This window comes from Streptomyces sp. SAI-127 (genome assembly GCF_029894425.1).
Taxonomy (GTDB): Bacteria; Actinomycetota; Actinomycetes; order Streptomycetales; family Streptomycetaceae; genus Streptomyces.
Genome location: NZ_JARXYJ010000001.1, coordinates 2907537 through 2926712, shown reverse-complemented (window position 1 = coordinate 2926712; position 19176 = coordinate 2907537). Strand labels below are relative to the sequence as shown.

Annotated in this window: 18 protein-coding genes and 1 pseudogene; 6 read left to right on the top strand and 13 right to left on the bottom strand. The window is 70.4% G+C overall.

From position 1 onward, the window contains the following. From M2157_RS13315 to M2157_RS13305, 3 genes and pseudogenes are all read right to left on the bottom strand, one after another. Nucleotides 1–277: pseudogene (locus tag M2157_RS13315) on the bottom strand (adenylyl-sulfate kinase); the annotation flags it as partial. 47 nt (nt 278–324) lie between these two features. Then, complete coding sequence (locus M2157_RS13310; protein WP_280862028.1) at nt 325–1137, bottom strand: PaaX family transcriptional regulator C-terminal domain-containing protein; 813 nt, start codon at nt 1135–1137, stop codon at nt 325–327. A gap of 15 nt (nt 1138–1152) precedes the next feature. Next, nucleotides 1153–2745: an AMP-binding protein gene (locus tag M2157_RS13305; protein ID WP_280868198.1), complete on the bottom strand. Its 1593-nt coding sequence runs from the start codon at nt 2743–2745 to the stop codon at nt 1153–1155. A 137-nt stretch (nt 2746–2882) separates the two neighbouring features. Between M2157_RS13305 and M2157_RS13300 the strand changes: the two genes are divergently transcribed. Both M2157_RS13300 and M2157_RS13295 read left to right on the top strand, forming a co-directional pair. Beyond that, entirely contained in the window at nt 2883–4034 is a 1152-nt protein-coding gene (locus tag M2157_RS13300; RefSeq protein WP_280862027.1) for an acyl-CoA dehydrogenase family protein, read from the top strand. 16 nt (nt 4035–4050) lie between these two features. After that, nucleotides 4051–4449, top strand: a complete 399-nt coding sequence (locus M2157_RS13295) for a RidA family protein (protein WP_280862026.1) — start codon at nt 4051–4053, stop codon at nt 4447–4449. 118 nt (nt 4450–4567) lie between these two features. Here the strand turns inward: M2157_RS13295 and M2157_RS13290 are convergent, their stop codons facing one another. Continuing rightward, entirely contained in the window at nt 4568–4762 is a 195-nt protein-coding gene (locus M2157_RS13290; RefSeq protein ID WP_069761789.1) for a DUF5999 family protein, read from the bottom strand. A 241-nt stretch (nt 4763–5003) separates the two neighbouring features. Between M2157_RS13290 and M2157_RS13285 the strand changes: the two genes are divergently transcribed. Beyond that, the gene (locus M2157_RS13285; RefSeq protein WP_280862025.1) at nt 5004–5447 is read left to right on the top strand and encodes a DUF6299 family protein; all 444 of its coding nucleotides are present in this window, start codon (nt 5004–5006) and stop codon (nt 5445–5447) included. Nucleotides 5448–5492: 45 nt separating this feature from the next. On the opposite strand, the gene M2157_RS13280 is transcribed toward M2157_RS13285, so the two are convergent. The 4 genes from M2157_RS13280 to modA all read right to left on the bottom strand — a co-directional run bounded on the left by M2157_RS13280 (nt 5493) and on the right by modA (nt 8971). Next, nucleotides 5493–5699, bottom strand: a complete 207-nt coding sequence (locus M2157_RS13280; RefSeq protein ID WP_266509228.1) for a hypothetical protein — start codon at nt 5697–5699, stop codon at nt 5493–5495. 473 nt (nt 5700–6172) lie between these two features. Then, entirely contained in the window at nt 6173–7264 is a 1092-nt protein-coding gene (locus M2157_RS13275) for an ABC transporter ATP-binding protein (RefSeq protein ID WP_280865353.1), read from the bottom strand. A gap of 22 nt (nt 7265–7286) precedes the next feature. Continuing rightward, nucleotides 7287–8150, bottom strand: coding sequence for a molybdate ABC transporter permease subunit (modB, locus tag M2157_RS13270; protein WP_280865352.1), 864 nt, complete (start codon nt 8148–8150; stop codon nt 7287–7289). Continuing rightward, nucleotides 8147–8971: a molybdate ABC transporter substrate-binding protein gene (gene modA, locus M2157_RS13265; protein WP_280862022.1), complete on the bottom strand. Its 825-nt coding sequence runs from the start codon at nt 8969–8971 to the stop codon at nt 8147–8149. The genes modB and modA overlap by 4 nt, the downstream gene beginning before the upstream one ends. A 211-nt stretch (nt 8972–9182) precedes the next feature. Between modA and M2157_RS13260 the strand changes: the two genes are divergently transcribed. Then, nucleotides 9183–9872: a M24 family metallopeptidase gene (locus M2157_RS13260; protein WP_280862021.1), complete on the top strand. Its 690-nt coding sequence runs from the start codon at nt 9183–9185 to the stop codon at nt 9870–9872. 17 nt (nt 9873–9889) lie between these two features. On the opposite strand, the gene M2157_RS13255 is transcribed toward M2157_RS13260, so the two are convergent. Continuing rightward, the gene (locus M2157_RS13255) at nt 9890–10282 is read right to left on the bottom strand and encodes a helix-turn-helix transcriptional regulator (protein ID WP_057611218.1); all 393 of its coding nucleotides are present in this window, start codon (nt 10280–10282) and stop codon (nt 9890–9892) included. 476 nt (nt 10283–10758) lie between these two features. Here M2157_RS13255 and M2157_RS13250 point away from each other — a divergent pair, with 476 nt between their 5' ends. After that, nucleotides 10759–11100 carry an acetyl-CoA synthetase gene (locus M2157_RS13250; RefSeq protein ID WP_280862020.1) on the top strand — a complete coding sequence of 114 codons (342 nt, stop codon included), beginning with the start codon at nt 10759–10761 and terminating at the stop codon, nt 11098–11100. A 36-nt stretch (nt 11101–11136) separates the two neighbouring features. Here the strand turns inward: M2157_RS13250 and M2157_RS13245 are convergent, their stop codons facing one another. After that, nucleotides 11137–13803: a glycosyl hydrolase gene (locus M2157_RS13245; RefSeq protein WP_280865351.1), complete on the bottom strand. Its 2667-nt coding sequence runs from the start codon at nt 13801–13803 to the stop codon at nt 11137–11139. Between the two features lie 402 nt (nt 13804–14205). On the opposite strand from M2157_RS13245, the gene M2157_RS13240 reads away from it, so the two are divergent. Continuing rightward, entirely contained in the window at nt 14206–14349 is a 144-nt protein-coding gene (locus tag M2157_RS13240; protein WP_280865350.1) for a hypothetical protein, read from the top strand. A gap of 275 nt (nt 14350–14624) precedes the next feature. Here the strand turns inward: M2157_RS13240 and M2157_RS13235 are convergent, their stop codons facing one another. The 3 genes from M2157_RS13235 to M2157_RS13225 form a co-directional block, all read right to left on the bottom strand. Beyond that, nucleotides 14625–15194 (bottom strand): TetR/AcrR family transcriptional regulator, encoded by a 570-nt coding sequence (locus tag M2157_RS13235; RefSeq protein ID WP_280865349.1) that lies wholly within the window; start codon nt 15192–15194, stop codon nt 14625–14627. 48 nt (nt 15195–15242) lie between these two features. Next, the gene (locus M2157_RS13230) at nt 15243–16742 is read right to left on the bottom strand and encodes an MFS transporter (RefSeq protein ID WP_280865348.1); all 1500 of its coding nucleotides are present in this window, start codon (nt 16740–16742) and stop codon (nt 15243–15245) included. Between the two features lie 1075 nt (nt 16743–17817). Continuing rightward, on the bottom strand, nt 17818–19110 hold the full coding sequence (locus tag M2157_RS13225) for a transposase (protein ID WP_280865347.1): 1293 nt from the start codon (nt 19108–19110) through the stop codon (nt 17818–17820). Between the last annotated feature and the right edge of the window lie 66 nt (nt 19111–19176).

Here is a 19176-nt window from a genome sequence, read left to right as displayed (position 1 = left end):
CACCGGGGTCGCCACATGCACCTCTACGTAAGGTGTCCCGCTCGCGTGATGCCGTGCGCGGACGGCCTCGCGGCTGTCGGTACGGGGCGATCACCGGGACGACGGACAGGACGCTGTTGCGCGCGAGGACCTCGGAGACCAGGCCGATCCGCTGCACGTTCGTGTTGCGGTCCGCGCGGGAGAAGCCGAGGCCGGCGGAGAGGAAGCGGCGTATCTCGTCGAGGACCTCCACGCGGTGCCCCTCGGCCTTCAGGCGGTCAGCGAGCAGATGGGCGATACGGTGACGTGGAGGGTGGTCTCAGGGGGCTGTGATGTGCCCTGGGATCACAGACCGACGAAGCCGGCGCCCGCGTCCCGCAGCCGCTCGTGCAGGCCCCGGAACACCGCCGCCGCCCGCCTGCCAGGCCAGTCCTCCGGGAGCAGCGGGGCGGGCAGGCCGGGGTCGGCGTAGGGGAGATGGCGCCAGGAGTCGAGGGCGAGCAGATAGTCGCGGTAGGCCTCCTCGGGCGGGGTGTCGGCCCGGACCTCCCAGTCGTGCAGCACACGCGCGTGCCGGTCGAGAAAGGCTTCGTGCTCCTTGGCGATCGCGGCCAGGTCCCACCAGCGGGACACGGCCTCGACGGTCGCGGCGAAGCCCAGATGCTCGCCGCGGAAGAAGTCGACGTACGGGTCGAGCCGCAGCCGCTGGAGGGTGTGACGGGCCTCCTCGTACAGTCGCGCCGGGGCGATCCACACCCCGGGGGCCGCCGTGCCGAAACCCAGTCCGGCCAGCCGTGAACGCAGCACGTGCCGCTTCTGCCGCTCCGACTCCGGCACCGAGAACACCGCGAGCACCCAGCCCTCGTCCTCGGGCGGGGTCACCGCGTAGATGCGCCGGTCGCCGTCGTCGAGCAGCTGACGGGCCTCACGCGACAGTTCGTACCCGGCCGAGCCCCGTGCCGTGCGGGCCGGCAGCAGCAGGCCGCGCCGCTTGAGGCGGGACACCGAGGAGCGTACGGAGGGGGCGTCCACGCCGACCGCGGCCAGCAGCCGGATCAGCTCGGCGACGGGCACGGGGCCCGGCATGAAGCGGCCGTAGGCTCCGTAGAGCGTGACGATGAGAGACCGTGGTGCATGCTGGTCGGACACGTTGATCATCTTAGTTCGTGTGGATCACTGCTGGTCACCATCGGTGCGCAGCCTGAACCGCTGGAGTTTGCCGGTCGCCGTGCGCGGCAGAGCATCCAGGAAGACGATCTCGCGCGGGCATTTGTAGGGTGCCAGTTCGGTCTTCACGAATGCGCGCAGCGCCTCGGCGTCCCGCTCGGCGCCCTCCTTGAGGACGGCGAAGGCCACGACCACCTGACCGCGTGCCTCGTCGGCCCGCCCCACGACGGCCGCCTCGACCACGTCCGGGTGCCGCAGCAGGGCGTCCTCGACCTCCGGTCCGGCGATGTTGTACCCGGCGGAGATGATCATGTCGTCCGCGCGCGCCACATAGCGGAAGTAACCGTCGTTCTCGCGGATGTATGTGTCGCCGGTGATGTTCCAGCCGTCCCGCACGTACTCCAGCTGCCGGGGATCGGCGAGGTAGCGGCAGCCGACGGGACCGCGCACGGCGAGCAGGCCGGGCTCGCCGTCGGGCCTGTCCCGGCCTGTCTCGTCGACCACGCGCGCGTGCCATCCGGGTACGGGCACCCCGGTCGTCCCGGGCCGGATGTGCTCGTCGGCGGCGGAGATGAAGATGTGCAGCAGCTCGGTGGCGCCGATGCCGTTGACGATCCCCAGGCCGGTCCGCTCCTGCCAGGTCCGCCAGGTGGCCGCGGGCAGGTTCTCACCCGCGGAGACACAACGGCGCAGCGACGAGATGTCGTACGCGTCGAGTTCGTCGAGCATCGCGCGATAGGCGGTGGGGGCGGTGAACAGGACCGAGACCCGGTGCTCGGCGACGGCCGGCAACAGTTGCTTGGGACCGGCCTGTTCGAGGAGGAGCGAGCTGGCGCCCACGCGCATCGGGAAGATCACCAGGCCGCCGAGTCCGAAGGTGAAACCGAGCGGGGGACTGCCCGCGAAGACATCGTCCACCTGGGGCTTGAGCACATGCTTGGAGAAGGTGTCGGCTATCGCGAGCACATCCCGGTGGAAGTGCATACAGCCCTTGGGCCGCCCGGTGGTGCCGGAGGTGAAAGCGATCAGCGCCACGTCGTCGGCCGCGGTCCGCACGGCGGGGTACGGCGTCCCGGGCGCCTCGCGGTTCAGGAGGTCGTCGGGAGCGTCACCCCCGTACGTCGTGATCCTGAGGCCCGGTATCTCGGCCTTGGCGAGATCGTCGACGGCGCGGATGTCGCAGAGGGCGTGCTCTATGCGCGCGATCTCGCACATCGTGGCCAGCTCGTGCGGCCGCTGCTGGGCCAGCACCGTCACCGCGACCGCGCCCGCCTTCAGTACCGCCAGCCAGCAGGCCGCGAGCCAGGGTGTGGTCGGGCCGCGCAGCAGGACCCGGTTGCCGGGGACGACCCCGAGGTCGCCGGTGAGCAGATGCGCGAGCCGGTCGACGCGGGCTCGGAGTGTGCCGTACGTCCATGTGGTCCCGGCCGGGGTGTGGAACACCGGGCGGTCGTCGGGTGGGCCCGTCAGCAGCTCGGCGGCACAGTTCAGCCGATCGGGGTAACGCAGCTCCGGAAGGTCGAAAAGGAGCTCCGGCCACCGGTCGGGGGGCGGAAGGTGGTCGCGCGCGAAGGTGTCGACGTGGGCCGAGACGTTCATGGCGGGTCGCCCCCTTGCCTTGTGGGCCGCCTTGTGGGCGTCGATAGTGGGCTCGCACAAGGAGCGTATCGTGTTGGTGACGACAGTCAACGGCACGCGATACTGTCGTAGGGCCCTGTCGAGAGAGGGGACCGGCAATGCCCGCATTCTCGCTCGAACCGTCCCGGACCGCCCGGTGTGCGGAACTGCGCACCCTCGCCGCGGAACGGCTGCGCCCGCTCGCGGAGAAGGGCGAGCCGGGCCGTGTGAACCGTCCGCTGGTCGCTGAGCTGGGCCGACTGGGCCTCCTGGAGCGCCTGTTCACCTCCGGCGCGCTGGATCTGTGCCTCATGCGGGAATCCCTCGCATACGCCTGCACGGAGGCGGAGACGGCCCTCGCCCTCCAGGGCCTCGGCGCCCACCCCGTCCACGCGTACGGCACTCCGGTCCAGCGGGAGCGCTGGCTGCCGGCGGTGAGCGAGGGAAACGCGGTGGCCGCGTTCGCGCTGAGCGAGCCGGGGGCGGGGTCGGACGCGGCGGCGCTGTCCTTGTCCGCTGACCCCGACGGCCCCTCCCGCTGGCGGCTCACCGGGGAGAAGTGCTGGATCTCCAACGCCCCCGAGGCCGACTTCTACACCGTCTTCGCGCGGACCACCCCCGACGCCGGCGCCCGGGGAGTGACCGCCTTCCTCGTGCCCGCGGACCGGCCCGGGGTGAGCGGTACCGGCCTCGACATGCTCTCCCCGCATCCCATCGGCGCCCTCGCCTTCGACGCCGTGCAGGTGAGCGCCGACGACGTCCTCGGGGAGCTCGACCGCGGCTTCCGGGTCGCCATGGGCACCCTCAACCTCTTCCGGCCCAGTGTCGGCGCCTTCGCGGTCGGCATGGCACAGGCGGCGCTGGACGCGACCCTCGCGCACACCTCCCGACGGGAGGCGTTCGGCGGCAAGTTGAGGGACCTTCAGAGTGTCGCGCACACGGTCGCCGAGATGGCCCTGCGCACGGACGCGGCCCGCCTCATGGTGTACGCGGCGGCGACGGCGTACGACGAAGGCGCCCCGGACGTGCCCAAGCGCGCGGCGATGGCGAAGCTGCTCGCGACCGAGACCGCGCAGTACGTCGTCGACACGGCGGTGCAACTGCACGGCGCACGCGCACTGCTGCGCGGCCATCTGCTGGAGCACCTGTACCGGGAGGTGCGCGCCCCGCGCATCTACGAAGGGGCTAGCGAGGTGCAACGGGGCATCATCGCCAAGGAGTTGTACGCGGAACTGGCGACCGTGAAGGCCGGGGAAGCCGTAGAGCCGTAGAGACGATGGAGGCTTCATGACCGCCGAGCGCATCAACCCACCCGAACTTTCCCCGCCCACCGGCTTCTCCCACGCGGTCGTCGCCACCGGGTCCCGGGTGGTCTTCCTCGCCGGGCAGACCGCCCTCGACGCCGACGGCAAGGTGGTCGGGGAATCCCTGCCGGAGCAGTTCGAGAAGGCGCTCGACAACCTCCTCACCGCCCTGGCGGCCGCGGGTGGCACTCCGTCCGACCTCGCCCGCGTCACCGTCTACGCCACCGACATCGCCGCCTACCGCACCCACGCACCTGAACTGGGCCGCATCTGGCGGGAGTCGGCGGGCCGGGACTACCCCGCGATGGCGGTCGTGGAGGTCGTACGGCTGTGGGACGACCAGGCGGCGGTGGAGCTCGACGGCTTCGCGGTGCTGCCGTAGCGGGCCCCGCACCGGGGGCCGGGAAGTTGCTCGGGGTGGCGTTCCTGGTGCCGGCGTCGGGCCGGAGCCGCTGCTCGGACCACCGGTCGGATCGGCCGGCTGCGGCCGCAGGGACTGATCAGGCGGCGACGGCCAGCTGTCCGGCCGGCACCCGGTGCGGCGCGACGATCCGGCCGTCGGGCAGCAGCTCGCCGCTGTCGTCGAAGACGATCGCGCCGTTGCACAGCAGGTTCCAGCCCTGCTCGGGGTGGGCCGCGACGATGTGCGGGGTGGTGCTGTCGGACGAAGCGCACGAAGACTGGTGAGAACACATGGCGCACCTCCATATTTTTGGGACCGTCCCCATGGGGTCCGTATCCGTATGGGTAGACCATGCCCCCGTCGCGAACTCATCGGAACGGCCCAGCATGAAGCGTGACAACACGCGGACATCCCTCGGACGGTTCCACGACGCTCGGTGCGGACTCGCCACCAAAGGAGTGACGATCACGGCTGTCGGCGCGTGTTCCCGGTAGCAGTGGAGGCCCTCATTCCACTCGACCGGGAGACACACCATGTCCGTCCGCCCCCTGCTCCTGCGCTCCGCTCTAGCCACCGCTGCCGGTGCCGCGCTGTTCCTGCTGGCCGCCCCGGCGCTGCCCGCGAGCGCCGCCCCGTCCGACACCGTCACCATCGGCCCCGTCGGCCGTATCGCCGAGGACGGCACCGTGACCTTGTCCGGCACCTACCGCTGCACCGGGAGGACGGGTCCCGTGTTCGTGAGCTCCTCCGTGAGCCAGCGCTCCCCGTTGGTCCGCCAGGGCATCGGCGGCACCCGCGCGGTGTGCGACGGCGCGGAGCACAACTGGGAGAACACGGGCAAGCCCGGCTCCGACGACCTGGAACCGGGCCAGGCCCACGTCGAGGCCACCCTCATGGAACTCAGCCCCGAGGGCGGTCTGCCGCTGCCCCGCTTCCACGCGGCCGCGCAGCAGGACGTGACGTTGACGAAGGGCTGAGCGCGGCTCACGCGTGCCGACGGGACCCGCTCATCCGTCGGCAGCTCACCGCACCAGTCTGATCTCCGGAGGCCACAGCACACCGTCGGCCAACAGCAGTGCGGGGCCCAGGTGTTGAGGACACACGAGCAGCGGTGGCCGCGCGTGACAGGAGATCTCGAAGCGGGCGCGGGCCCCGCACTCCTCGCCGTCCCGCGGGCCGGAATGCCGGCTCGCGCAGCGCAGGGCGGGGGTGGGGTCCGCGGCCGTCATCGGACGGCCGACGTCGCGTCGGAATCGTGGTCGGGGGTGGGCGACGTCATGGTCCGCTCCTCCTGGCCGGGGTCATGGTCTGCTCCTCCTGCGGTGCTGCGGTCCGGTGATCCCGCGTCTTGCCGTCCCGCGGTCGGGCGGTTCTGCGGTTCTGCCGTCCCGCGTCCGGTCATCCCGCGTCCCGCGGTCTTGCCGTCCCGCGGTCCTGCGACCTGTGGCCTGGGGTCCGGCAGTCTGCGGTCAGGCAGTCCTGTGGTCTGCTGCCCGGCAGCTGGGCGGGCCTGCGCTGCATGCCCTCACGCTAGGAACGGGCAGGCCGGGCAGCCTGTCGGGGCGGCCGTTCGGGTGAAGGGGGACGACCGTGTGCTCCGGGCGTTACAGGGGTGCGGTGCGCCCAAGCGTCCCGTTCCGCCTCGCCTCGCCAGGAGAGTCGACGCCAGGAGAGTCGACGGCTCGGACCCCGGACAGCCGTCTCAGACGGGATACGCGTGCGTCTGCGCCGCCTTCACCGCCGCCCAGACCTCCGCGCCCGGGTGCAGGTCGAGTTCCGCCGCGGCCACCGTGGTGAGGTCCGCTGCGAGGGGGAGCTCGCCGGTGAGGTCGGCGCGGATCTGGTCGCCGTGGGTCTCCAGGCCGGCCACCTCGCAGCGCCAGTGGTTGCGGGCGCTGGAGCCGGCGGGCGGTTCACGGTAGAGGGTCACCGCGCTCGGCGGGAAGGCGACGAACACGGGTCCGGAGAGGTCGTCCGTGGTGGTGAGCGCGGGCCCGGCGTCGAGGCGGACCGTGTGGCCGTCGGCCTCGCCCCGGTAGAGGTTCAGGCCGACCAGCTGGGCGATGTAGTCGGTGCGCGGATGGCGGGCGATGTGGGACGGGGCGCCTTCCTGGACGACCTCGCCGTGCTCGACGACCACGAGACGGTCGGCGAGGACCATGGCGTCCAGCGGGTCGTGCGTGACGAGTACGGCGACGGCCTCGAACTCCGCCAGATGGCGCCGTAGTTGGGCACGGACCTCGAGTCGGGTGCGGGCGTCGAGGGCGGCCAGGGGCTCGTCGAGGAGAAGCAGCCGGGGGTTGGTCGCCAACGCGCGGGCCACAGCCACGCGTTGAGCCTGACCGCCGGACAACTTGCGCGGCTTGGCGCCCGCGTGGGCGGCGAGACCCATTCGCTCCAGCCATGCGGCGGCCCGCGCCCGGGCCGCCGTCTTGGTCACGCCCTGACAGCGCGGGCCGAACGCGACGTTGTCGAGCGCGGTGAGGTGCGGGAAGAGCAGATAGTCCTGGAAGACGACGCCGACGGGACGGGATTCCGGCGGCGTTCGCTCCAACGCGGTGCCGTCCAGCCGTAGATGACCGTCGGTGAGCGGGGTCAGACCGGCGAGTGCGCGCAGGGCGGTGGTCTTTCCGGCACCGTTCGGACCGAGGAGGGCGACTACTTCGCCGGGGGCGACGGTGAGCGAAACGTCGAGGCGGAAGGCGCCACGGTCCACGACGAGACGGGCGTCGAGGCCGTCGGGGATGATGTCCGGGCGGCTGCCGGGGACGGCGGCTTGACTCTTCTCGATCATCGAGTGCCTCCACCCATACCGCTCATCCCGCCGTCATCCAACGATCGCGCAGCCCCGCCAGCACCGCCACGGACACGGCCAGGAGGACCAGGCTGAGGGCGATGGCCGCCTCCGGGTCGCTCTGGAGGGCGAGGTAGACGGCGAGCGGCATGGTCTGGGTACGGCCCGGGAAGTTGCCCGCGAAAGTGATCGTCGCGCCGAACTCGCCCAGCGCCCGCGCCCAGGCCAGTACCGCGCCCGCAGCGATGCCCGGTGCGATCAGCGGCAGCGTGACCCGGCGGAACGCGGTGAAGCGGGAGGCGCCCAGGGTCGTCGCCGCCTCCTCGTACCGCGGGTCGGCGGCCCGCAGGGTGCCCTCCACGCTGATGATGAGGAACGGCATCGCGACGAACGCCTCGGCGACCACGACGCCGGCCGTGGTGAAGGGGAGCGTGATCCCGAACCAGGAGTCGAGCCACTTGCCCACGACCCCGTTGCGGCCCAGCGCCATGAGCAGAGCGACACCGCCGACGACCGGCGGCAGGACGAGCGGCAGGGTCACCAGGGCCCGGACCAGGCCGCGGCCGGGGAACTCGACGCGGGCCAGCAGCCAGGCCAGGGGAACCCCGAGGACGAGGCACACCGCGGTGGCGGCCGTGGCGCAGACCAGGGACAACTGAAGCGCCTGCCACACATCGGCGCTGGTCAGCTGCTCGGGCATGCTGCGCCAGGGCGCCCGTACAAGAAGCGCGACCAGCGGCACGATCAGGAACGCCAGACCGATCAGCGCCGGCACGAGCAGCGGCAGCGGCACACCGCGGCCGACCGCACCCGTCCGGAGACGCCGGCGCCGCGGACCGCCCTTGAGGGTCTCGGCCGTGGCCTCGGGCAGGTCTGCGCGGCTCACGGCTTCAGGAACCCGGCCTCGGTCAGGACCTTCTGGCCCTCGGCGGACCGCACAAGGGCGATGAACGCCTTGGCGGTGTCGGTGTGCTGCGCGTCCTTGAGCAGGGTGATCGGGTAGTCGTTGACGGCGTCGGCGGACTCGGGGAATTCCACGCCCCCCACCTTGTCACCCGCGGCGTGCACATCGGTCTTGTAGACGACGGCCGCGTCGGCCTCCTTCAGCTCGACCTTCGTCAGCGCGGCCTTGACGTCCTGCTCGTAGGAGACCGGCGTGAGCTTCAGCCTGCTCGCGTCGAGGGCCTTCTGGGCGGCGGCGCCGCAGGGCACCTCCTTGTCGCACAGCACGACCTTCAGGTCCGGGTTCGTGAGGTCCTTCAGCGACGCGACCTTGTCCGGGTTGCCGGGCAGGGTGGCGATCTCCAGCTGGTTGCGCACGAAGGTGACGGGCGTGCCGGAGGCGTCCCCGGCGTCCGTGACGATCTTCATCGTCTTGGGGCTGGCCGAGGCGAACACGTCCGCCGGGGCGCCACCGGTGATGCTCGCGGCCAGTGAGTCGCTGCCGCCGAAGCTGAAGGTCACCTTCGTGCCGGGGTGGGCCCGCTCGAACTGCTCGCCCAGCATCGTGAAGCTCTCCTCGAGTGAGGCCGCGGCGAAGACGGTCACCGTGCCGGAGAGCTTGTCCGAGGCGGCCGCGGAGGAGTCCGACGCCGTGGAGGAGGAGCCCGAGCCGGACGACGAGCAGGCGCTGAGGGCCAGCAGCGCGGCGGCGCCTGCCCCGGTCACCTGCAGGGTCCGGCGGTTCCGGCGCGCGGTACGGGTCATCACGGTCCACTCCCTCTGGGTCCTGACGGACACCTTCACCTGCGGTCCTGGCGGACCTTCCACCACCCACGATACTGGCGCAGATGCGAGGTGAAAGTATCCTGTCGCATCGCATGAGCCTGGAACAGGATTCGTCAGGGTGGCATGTGCGTTTGTACGGGATGCGGCAATTCCGTTGCCGGGGACGATCCCGGTGATTACGTTCGCCTCCATGGCGGACGACGAACCCACGCGCGCAGCGAGGCTGCTGGACGCTCAGGCGAAGGCCGTTCGGCTCTTCGCGGAGATCGAGGAGCGCGGGCTGGTGGCGCCGGGGGAGGGGGAGCGGGCGGTCAGCGACCGGATCCGGGATCTGGCGAACGAGCTGTTCGGCACCACGCGGCACTGGCACAAGCGGATCGTGCGCTCCGGGCCGAACACGCTCGAGCCGTACCGGGAGAACCCGCCGGACCGGGTGATCGGCACGGACGACATCGTCTTCGCCGACTTCGGCCCGATCTTCGAGGAGTACGAGGCCGACTTCGGCCGGACCTTCGTCCTCGGCGACGACCCGGTCAAGCACCGCCTCCGCGACGACCTGCCGAAGATCTTCGCCGAGGGCCGGAGCCGCTTCGAGGCCGATCCGGACATCACCGGCGCGCGGCTGTACGCCGAGATCGAGGGGCTGGCCGCCAAGTCCGGCTGGGAACTGGGCGGTTGGCATGCGGGCCACCTGGTCGGTGAGTTCCCGCACGAGTGGATCGACGGCGCCGACGTGGAGTCGTACATCGCGCCCGCCAACGGCACCCCACTGCGCCGTACGGACAAAGCCGGACGCCGATGCCACTGGATCCTGGAGATCCATCTCGTCGACACGGAACGGCGGTTCGGCGGCTTCCACGAGGAACTGCTCACCCTCTGACCCCGCACGACTCCCGCTCAGGCGCGGTCGATGTGCACGTTCGTCGACTTCACGCGGGCCGTGGCCTCCACCCCGACCTCCAGGCCGAGTTCCTCCACGGCCTCCCGCGTCAGCAGTGACACCAGCCGGTGCGGGCCTGCCTGGATCTCCACCTGGGCCGCGACATCGCCCAGCTTCACGGCCGTGACGATGCCGGGAAAGGCATTGCGGACCGAGGTGTACGAGGTCTCCTCGTCGCCGCCGCTCTTGGCCAACTCCACCGAGAACGCGGCCAGGTCCTTCCCGTCGATGAGGCGTCGCCCGGTCTCGTCCCGATGGGTGGCCACCCGGCCGGCGTCCGCCCACCGCCGCGCGGTGTCCGGGCTCACTCCGAGCAGACGCGCCGCCTGGCCGATCGTGTAGGACTGCATACGCGCCAAGATAGGCGATCAACGCCGGCGGGACCGCCCCGGACCCTCGCGCGAAGCCGCGCTTTCCGGCCCGGTACTGGCCGAAAGGCCCTGCCTCCACTGAACCGCGGGCCGCGGGACCGAGGCGGACCGATGACCGGCACACGGCACGAAACACCCACCGCCATCGGCACTCCCCGCGATCACGAATACGACTCGCACGGCACGCGGGCCCCGGTCCGCGTCGACGAGGCATGCTGGTGTCCGTACGCGGGCCAGGAGGTGCCGGAATGCGATGGTGGGCCGGAGTGTGGGCGGTGGCCGGGGTGACCGTCCTGGTGGCGTGCGGGACGTCGGCGCGAGGGCCTTCGGGGCCTTCGGGGCCTTCGGGAGGAAGCGGCGGTGTGACAGAGCCGTCGGGGGGTGCGTCGACGCGCGCGTCCGCCGTTCCGTCCCCGTCTCCATCATCGTCCTCGTCCTCGTCTCCGTCCTCGTCCGTGAGCTGTGTCTCCGGACGCGCTGAGGTCCTCGTCAGCCCCGGTGACGCGGTCGTCCAGCGGCTGTGCCTGCGGCCGGGAGCCGTCGTGTCCCTGGTGCTGGAGCCCCGGACGGACGACAGGCGTTGGACGGCCGTGCTCAGTTCCGCGCCGGCCTTCGTCCTGGCGTCCGGATGGCGGGTGGACGCGGACGGCACGGCCCGCGCATCGCTGCGGTGCGCGGGCACCCGGGGCGGTACGGCCGCGATCACCGCGCGGGCGAAGGCCCCGGACGTGGCGGGCGCGGCGCGGGTCGCCTTCACCCTGCATGTCGACGTGCTGCCGTACCCGAAGCAGGGGTGACCCCGGAAGCCGGAGCCACCCCCTGTCACGCCGCTGTCAGCCGCAGTCGCGCACCTTGATCGCGTAGATGCCGCGGCCGTGGGTGGCCGCGTACAGCGTGCTGCCGTCGGGGCTCAGCTTCACCTGGAGCACGGCGACCGCCGGGAGGTTGCCGACGCGCTGCCAGGTCGTACGTCCCGGCGCCCGGTAGACGACACCGAGGTCGGTGCCCACGGCGAGACCACCGTTCGGTGTGACGACCGCGGAGTCGGCCGGCACGTCGGGGAGGTTCTTCGAGATGTCCTTCCAGGTGGTACCGCCGTCCTTGGACTCGAAGACGTGACCCACGCCCGCGCCCGGCCCCTCGGTCCACTGCCGGGAGAAGCCGTTGACCGTGAGGTAGACGTGGTCGGCGTTCTTCGGGTCGACGGCGAAGCCGCTGAGGTAGCGGTTGGGTACGGTCCCGTCCGCGCCGGTGGCCGGCAGGGCGATGTCGTGCCAGCCGGTGCCGTCCGTGTTGCCGACGGAGATTCCGCGGGCGAAGCCCTGGTTGTTGCAGGGCCCGCACCAGGCCGCGTAGACCTTGCCGCCGGAGGTGGCGACGGCGGTCGCGGTGCGGCCTTCGCCGAGGTCGTACAGGCTGGTCCACTCGCTGCCGCTGCGGATGGCGTAGCCGTGGGTCTGCACCCACACGTGACGGCCGCCCGCGATCCAGGTCGAGGGGTTCTTGGCGTCGGCCGCGAGCGGGGCGATGAAGCGGGCCTCGCCGGTTGCGTTGTCCGCCGGGGCGACGTTGTACGACGTGGCCTTGGCGGCGTCGTCGATCCAACTCCCGTCGTTGACGGCACAGTTCTGGGTCACCTGGATGGAGAGGTAGACGTACTCCTCGGCCATGTTGCACCCGTTGGCCGGGTCGGTGAGCGTGTCGCCGCCGTCCCCGCCGAAGTTGGAGCCCATCACCTTGTCGTTGCTGCGCAGGACGGACTGGCCGTTGTCCTGCAGGCCGCCGGTGACGGAGACGCCGCCGTGGTCCAGGTCCTTGCCGATGCCCACCGAGTAGTACTGCAGGGTGTCGATGGTGCCGTCGTTCAGCGAGGTCCAGTCGGTGGCGTGCCCGGAGGAGTCCTGGGAGCCGTTGACCGGCCGCTTGTAGACGCCGCCGTCGTTGCCGACGTACACGAAGCTCTTGCCGTGGTAGCTGCCGATCGCCACGCCGTGCTGGTCGGAGTGGGTGGTCTGGCTGCAGTCACCGGTCTGCTTGGCCGGGTCGATGTTCCAGCAGGGGAAGGAGAAGTTCCAGTACGGGCCCACGGTCGACCAGGTGCTGCCGCCGTCCTTGGTCTCGTAGACCTCCTCCAGACCCGCGTACACGTGCTCCGCGTTCGCCGGGTCGACCGTCAGGAACTGGTTGTACCAGGCCTGCACGCCCGGCATGTAGCCGCTGGTGGTCAGCGCGGAGCCGTCGGCGGCCAGGCCCTGATAGTCGGCGATCTTCGTCCAAGGGCCCGTGGGGGAGCCGGACTTGGAGACGTAGATGCCCTCCAGGCCGCTGTCCGGGTTGGTGTTCAGCTGCTCCGGTGACTGGTCGATGGCGTAGTAGCGGGAGCCGTCGGCGGAGCGGGCGAAGGTGACGTTGCCGACGTCGTCCGCGTCGGCGGGCAGGTCGCCCAGGCCGCTGGTGATCCGTGTCCAGGCGCCGCCCGCGCCCTTGGTGTAGAAGCCGTTGTAGTCGTCACCGCTGCGCCAGCCCACCGCAAGAACGACCTTGCTCGGGTCCTTCGGGTCGATCGCGATGTCGTTGGCGATGTTCTTGTACGGGGCGTCGGGGTCGTCGGCCTCCGAACGGCCGGGCAGATAATCGGGGTTGGGCGCGAACTCCAGCTTCCAGGCGCCCTTCAGCGTCTTCGTGGAGTGGCTCCACACGCCCTCGCTGGTCGCCGCCCACACCTTGCCGCCGCCGAAGCGCAGCTCGTGGATGGTGGTGGACTCCAGTTCGTCGCCGCCGACCCGGCTGCGGGTGGAGAAGGTGCCTTGGTGCGGGTGGGACAGGACGTAGACACCGCTGCCGAGGTAGGCGTCCGCGTTGGTCGTCGCCTCGCCGGTGCCCAGCCACAGGCGGCCGGTCCCGTCGAGCGCGAGCGCTCCGGTGGACTGTGCGGGCAGCCGGTCGCTGATCGGCTGCCAGTGTCCACCGCCGGACCGGGACCGCCACACGCCGCCGCCCGCACTGCCCGCGTACACGTACCCGTCGTCGTCGGAGGCGATCGCGGCCATCCGGCCGGTGACGTTGCCGGAGCCGCCGCTTGAGTTGGAGTCGATGTCGCGGTAGCGGGGGTCGTCGGAGTTGTACGGCAGGTCGGTGACGTTGCGCCAACTGCCGCCGCTGCTCGGCAGTTTGGTCAGGCTGGACCAGGCGGCACCGTAGGCGCCCGGCGCGACGACGCCGGGGGAGGTGCGCGCCTCGGCGTACTGGTCCGCGCCCTCGGCTATCTCGTCGGCCTCGTTGCCGTCGTCGCCGTCACCGTCGCCGTCCTCGGCCTTCGCCTTGGGGCTCATGGCGCCCACCGAGTCCGCGCGTTCGGCGGCGAGTTGAGCGAGCGCGCGGGCGCCGAAGGGGCTGCTGCTCTGGCCGGACGCGGCGCTTGCGGGTATCGCGACGAGTGCGGCGGATGCGGTGATGGCCCAGGTCGTGAGCCATCGTCTCTTACGGGTCGGTACTGACACGAGGTCCTCCCAAACAGGCATACGTACGGCCTTCGTTGGGACCCGACCATGGGTGGAAGGGAGTGTCACGGCACTTGGGAAGCCTTTGACCGGGGCCTGTCACTTCGTGTACGGGACGTCGATCGGGGGAAAGGTTGGGGGCTTGCCGGTCTGCTGCTTTCGATACTCCGGGCTTGCTCTGGGCTTGCTCCGGAAGGCGTCGGCGAGGCAGCGCAGGGCCTGGTCGGACGGCGGTGTCGACGATCTCGATCGGACCGTTGGGGAGGCGCCGATCGCCGTGTCCTTCCCCCCGGGGCCTTCGACGAGCAGATCCACAAGCTCAGCCGGCCAGTCGGCTGACGCCGTCACCGAGCGCAGCGCACTCGCAGGCACGTCAGCAGCGGGTCATGGTGAAGTCGCGGCGTGCTCGCGCGTCCGGCCCGGGATCCGGCGATGCAGCGCGGCTTCGGCCTCGCGTCGGTCGCCGCCGCGGCGATCACCTCGGCGACGATGGCGGGGGCGCCGCCTGCGGACTCTCGGCGAAGTTGGCGCGGAGCGCTGCCGTGACGCGCAGCGATCCGGGGCTGCGTCTCATGGCCGTCGGCATTCCGTGGCGTCTCCACGAGGCCCCAGCGGGCCCGTGCTTTCCAGACGGGGCAGGGGGACGTCGCCGAGCCGGCCTCCGCGCCATGGTGAACGCATGCACGCGGTTGATCGCGGCGCACCCCGCAAAGGGGGTCGAGGTCGACGAGACAACGGCCTCACTCGCGTCGGCATGCTCATCAACGCCCACGGCCGACGGGATTCGGCTGGGGGCGAGGGCGTGACCCCGTGAGGTCGCGTCAGCGCACTCCTGCCGTATCGAGCAGGGTCGTCACCGTGGGTGCGATGAGCCCCGTCAGGTTGTCGGCCTGGATCCCCGCGCGGGCGCTGGCGCCGTCGAAGACCAGGATCAGCTGCCGGGCCAGCAGATCGGGATCGCTCGCGCCACCCTGTTCGGCCTCGGAACGGAAGAACCCGGTCAGGTTCGCCTTGATCCGGTGGGCCACCCGGCTCGCAGGGTGGCTCTGGTCCTTGAGCTCGACCTGAACGGTCAGATACCGGCAGCCCAGGAACTCGGGGGCGCCGGCCTGCGACTCCAACTGCTCGAAGACGTGCAGGATCCGCTCGCGGGGTGGACGGCCGTCGTCCGCCGCGGGCAGGAGCCCGGCGACGAAGGCGGCGGCGCGTTCCTCCAGGCTCGCTGCCAGCAGTTCGTCCTTGCTCTCGAACAGCTGGTACATGGAACGCTTCGACACCTTCGCCGCCTTGCACAGCGCATCGACACCGATGCCGACCCCATCCCGGTAGGTGAGCCTGGCCGCCGCCTCCAGCAGCCGCTCCCTTGAACTTGACTTCGCCTCGGTGGTCATACCGCGAGGTTAACCCGGTTCCGGAGAAATGAAAACTGATCGGTTTACTCAGTGGGCGATGACGGGCTCGCCTTCCGACGGTGCCAGGGGTGCGTTCGGTACCAGGAACGCTGCGAGCACCGCACCGACCACGAAGAACCCGGCGCCCCACGCCAGGGTGGCCGTGTAGCCCTCGACCCCGGCCTGCGCCACGGTCAGCGCGCCGGGCTTGTGCGAGGTCAGATAGTCGGTCGCGGCCGATGAGGCGACGGTGGTCAGCAGGGCCGTGCTGATCGAGCCGCCCACCTGCTGGCTGGTGTTGATCAGCGCCGAGGCGACGCCCGTGTCCTCGTGGTGCACACCTGCCGTCGCACCCTGGAACGCGGTGGTCATCACCCCGCCGAGGCCGAGACCCAGCAGGATCATGCCGGGCATGATGTCGGCGACGTAGCCGCTGTCCAGGGCGAGCCGGTTCAGCAGGGCCATACCGGTCGCGGCGACCAGGAAGCTGGCGGAGACCACGATCTTCGGACCGACCCTGGGCAGCAGCAGCGAAGGCGCCGTGGTCGCCGCGGCAACGATTCCCCCGACCATCGGCAGGAACGCCAGACCGGTCTTGATCGGCGAGTAGCCGATGCTTGCCTCCAGGTAATAGGTCAGGAACAGGAAGATCGAAAACATCCCCATGCCCACGACGAACACGGCCAGGAAGGAACCGCCCCGGGTCCGGTCCAGCACGAGACGCAGCGGCAGCAGCGGATGCGCGACCCGGGACTCCAGCCACACGAACACGGCGAGCAGCACCACGCCGACGATCATGGAGCCGAGGGTGACCGGGTTGGTCCAACTGGTGGATTCGACGTGCGCGAACCCGTAGACGACGGCGAACAGCGCGGCGCTCACCACGACGGTGCCCGGAATATCGAGCTTGGGCCGCTCGGTGACCGCGGGCTTGGCCAGCAGCAGCAGCGCGCCGACCAGCGCGACCGCCGCGAAGACGACGTTCACGTACATCACCCAGCGCCACGACGCCCATTCGGTGAGCATGCCGCCGAGCAGCAGCCCGACCGCGCCGCCCGCACCGGACAGCGCGCTGAAGATGCCGAAAGCCTTCGCCCTCTCGGACGGTCGGGTGAAGGTCACGCTGAGCAGTGAGAGGGCCGCGGGTGCGAGCAGCGCGGCGAAGAGTCCCTGGGCCACACGTGCCGCGACAAGGATTTCGAAGCTGCCGGCCGCCCCGCCGGCGACGGAAGCGGCCGCGAAACCGATCAGGCCGATGACGAAGGTGGTACGCCGGCCGAACAGGTCACCGAGTCGGCCGCCGAGGAGGAGCAGGCTGCCGAACGCCAGGGCGTAACCCGTGATGACCCACTGCCGGCTGCCGTCGCTGAAACCGAGGTCATGCTGCGCGGCGGGCAGCGCGATGTTCACGACGGTCGCGTCGAGCGTGACCATGAGCTGTGCCACGCCCAGCACGACGAGCACCCACCAGCGCACGGCGTGTGAGCCGCGGCGGCCAAGGTCTGTTTTCCCGGAGGCGGGCGCCCCACGGTCGTAGGTGGTGGTCATCTTTTCCCTCTGTCGCTGGTCGTGCCCGAGCACCGGTAGGAAACCGATCTGTTTCCAGGTAGGAAAACAGATCGGTTTCCGCAGTGCAAGCGAGGGGGCCGACGCGTTGGATGAGGGAACGGATCAGACGGACCCGCTGGATGTGCTCCTTGCCGTCCGGCACTCCGGACCGCCGGACGACGCGGACACCGACCAGCTCATGGCGCGGTCAGATGTCCCGGAAGAGACGAGCCAACGCCGTAGCCTGCGGTGTCTTGCTGTCGCAGGTCGTTGACCTGCATGAATGCTCTTTCGGTTGTTTCACGCTCGTACTGGCTGATGCGGCCGGAAGTCCCAGGAAAGTCCCAGGGCTCGCGGCCGGTGAGGAAAATCTCGCAGCCTGGGCGCCGGGGGCTTGGCGGTCGGCATATGCATTGCGTGATCGAGGGTTGTTGAGGATCAGTCGGGGCGGATGGGGAAGCGATCGTGGAGGCCACCGAGGATGGTCGCTACTTCCTGTCCTGGGGAGCCGACGTCGACTGCAGGGGGCGACCAGGCGGCATCCGGCGGACCTGCCGGGCGCGGGCGTAGCTCCGTGTCCCACGCCGAGCGGCCCGTCGCTCGTGCGCGACAAGCCGAGGCGACCGAGTTGGTCGAGCGGCTTCTCACCGTGGAGCGTGTCCTGTCGCCGATGACGACCAGGGCGCCAAGTGGCGGAAGGTCATCGGTTGTGCGAAGCGGCACGGACTGGAACCTCCCGGCAAACGCATCGAGAAGGTCCGCATCGGGGCAGGTGTGTGGGAGCTGTACCTCGCAGAGGGGCCCAACTCACGGAGCCGGAAGCCGACGGGCGATGCCCCGGTGATTCCGGTTCTCACGCGGCTGACTTCTCCTCATCCGGTCGTGGGCGCGCTCAGACACGCGAAGGAGCGACTGGTGATGCCTCCTCATGTCGGCGAGTTCTGGCAACGAGTCGACGTACGACGCGTCGCCTGCCGCCGCGACCGCGTCCCTCATCCCTCCCATACACGTGGTATGGAGAAGCTTCTCGCGTTCCGCTGTGTGCCTGCGGATGTCAGGAGGACGACGGCGTGCGCTACTGAATCCTGCAGGGGGCGGGTGTGGTTTCCCGGCATGGGGTGGGCACGTGGAGTTTTTGACCTGACGATCGGCCGAGGCGTCTGTAGGCGTACGCGGAAGAGACCAGGCACATGTGATGGTGCCAGCCGGGAAACGAGCGTCCCTCGAAGTCCAGTAATCCGAACCACTGGGCCATTGCAGTCACGGCGACCGCAGGGCCGGCCGCATGCGATGCCAGGTTGACGGCGATCGGCAGACCCTGGTGCGGAAGATTGGTGAGCCAGACAGGACCGGGGCGGTTGTCCGCCCGCATCTCGGTGAAGAGCTGATACGGCCGGTCCGGGGCTGCACCGGACTTCGTCCCCTGCAGGTGCACCGGCACGGACAGGATGTGGGCAAGGCGGCGTCCGCCGCCCCGCGTGGCGAGGGCCAGCGTCTTCAACGGACCGCCCAGGGAAGCGAGTTGCGTTGCGGCGCGCCGCATTCGGTGGGTGCCGAGGCGCTCGTCCACGGTCACCGGCATATTGCGCGGCACAGCGATGACGAAGGTGTGACCGCGTTGGGTGAGGCCGTCGACGAGAAGTCCTACGTCCTGCTCGTCGTCCAGGTCCGCCACTATGGGCGCGGGTTTCCGACGGACCGCTAGGGTGTCCACCAGACCGAGGACGTGGGCCCATGGCGGACGATAGCGTTCGGTGTCCGGAACGCGGGAGCGTTGACGCAGTTTGGGACTGTCGTTCCATGGCCCGGGCAGCGACAGCTCCCATGCCACGGGTATGTACGCGGCGCCGATGTTCAGGAATGCCCCGTAACCCACTTGGCAGTTGAGGGTGCGGTTGGAGAATGGGTCGTAGTGGCGGTGCACCCCGACCGAGCGCTCCCCGCACTTGGGCAGGAAGGCACGACCGATGGACCAGGCGTTGACCGGGCCGTGCCCTTCGGCCCAAGCGGCGAGTTCGTGCATGGCCGGTTCCCAACTCCAGGGGCTGGCGTTGACGAACTGACGCAATGACTGGGCTGCTGCAGGGGAGGCGGAAACTGTGCGGGCCAGGCGCTGGATGGACTTCTTACCAGGAGTGGCGAGAAGAGCCTCCAGGTAGGCGTGCGCGCAGCGGCGCTGGTCGACCCGCGAAAGGTGACGGAAGATCTGTGAGCAGAACTCTTTGAGGTGCTCACCATCAGCCGCTGGTGCGTGGTCACCGATGATTTCGTCGAGTGTTTCAAGTCCGCAGTGTTTCGCCACACTTCCCCCGTAATCTGAAACTTTCGGCTTCTCATTGAGCGGGCGGTGGTTGGTCGCGGGAGTCACTGGGACACGCGGCGGTCGAGACCGTGCCCGTCACCGTGGCTCGCCCGGCCCAGTGGATGTGCGAGG

What these genes read in the sequence shown, in the direction of transcription:
- M2157_RS13310 (WP_280862028.1), bottom strand. Translation starts at nt 1,137, where the DNA reads ATGATCAACGTGTCCGACCAGCATGCACCACGGTCTCTCATCGTCACG.
- M2157_RS13305 (WP_280868198.1), bottom strand. Translation starts at nt 2,745, where the DNA reads ATGAACGTCTCGGCCCACGTCGACACCTTCGCGCGCGACCACCTTCCG.
- M2157_RS13300 (WP_280862027.1), top strand. Translation starts at nt 2,883, where the DNA reads ATGCCCGCATTCTCGCTCGAACCGTCCCGGACCGCCCGGTGTGCGGAA.
- M2157_RS13295 (WP_280862026.1), top strand. Translation starts at nt 4,051, where the DNA reads ATGACCGCCGAGCGCATCAACCCACCCGAACTTTCCCCGCCCACCGGC.
- M2157_RS13290 (WP_069761789.1), bottom strand. Translation starts at nt 4,762, where the DNA reads ATGTGTTCTCACCAGTCTTCGTGCGCTTCGTCCGACAGCACCACCCCG.
- M2157_RS13285 (WP_280862025.1), top strand. Translation starts at nt 5,004, where the DNA reads ATGTCCGTCCGCCCCCTGCTCCTGCGCTCCGCTCTAGCCACCGCTGCC.
- M2157_RS13280 (WP_266509228.1), bottom strand. Translation starts at nt 5,699, where the DNA reads ATGACGGCCGCGGACCCCACCCCCGCCCTGCGCTGCGCGAGCCGGCAT.
- M2157_RS13275 (WP_280865353.1), bottom strand. Translation starts at nt 7,264, where the DNA reads ATGATCGAGAAGAGTCAAGCCGCCGTCCCCGGCAGCCGCCCGGACATC.
- modA (WP_280862022.1), bottom strand. Translation starts at nt 8,971, where the DNA reads ATGACCCGTACCGCGCGCCGGAACCGCCGGACCCTGCAGGTGACCGGG.
- M2157_RS13260 (WP_280862021.1), top strand. Translation starts at nt 9,183, where the DNA reads ATGGCGGACGACGAACCCACGCGCGCAGCGAGGCTGCTGGACGCTCAG.
- M2157_RS13255 (WP_057611218.1), bottom strand. Translation starts at nt 10,282, where the DNA reads ATGCAGTCCTACACGATCGGCCAGGCGGCGCGTCTGCTCGGAGTGAGC.
- M2157_RS13235 (WP_280865349.1), bottom strand. Translation starts at nt 15,194, where the DNA reads ATGACCACCGAGGCGAAGTCAAGTTCAAGGGAGCGGCTGCTGGAGGCG.
- M2157_RS13230 (WP_280865348.1), bottom strand. Translation starts at nt 16,742, where the DNA reads ATGACCACCACCTACGACCGTGGGGCGCCCGCCTCCGGGAAAACAGAC.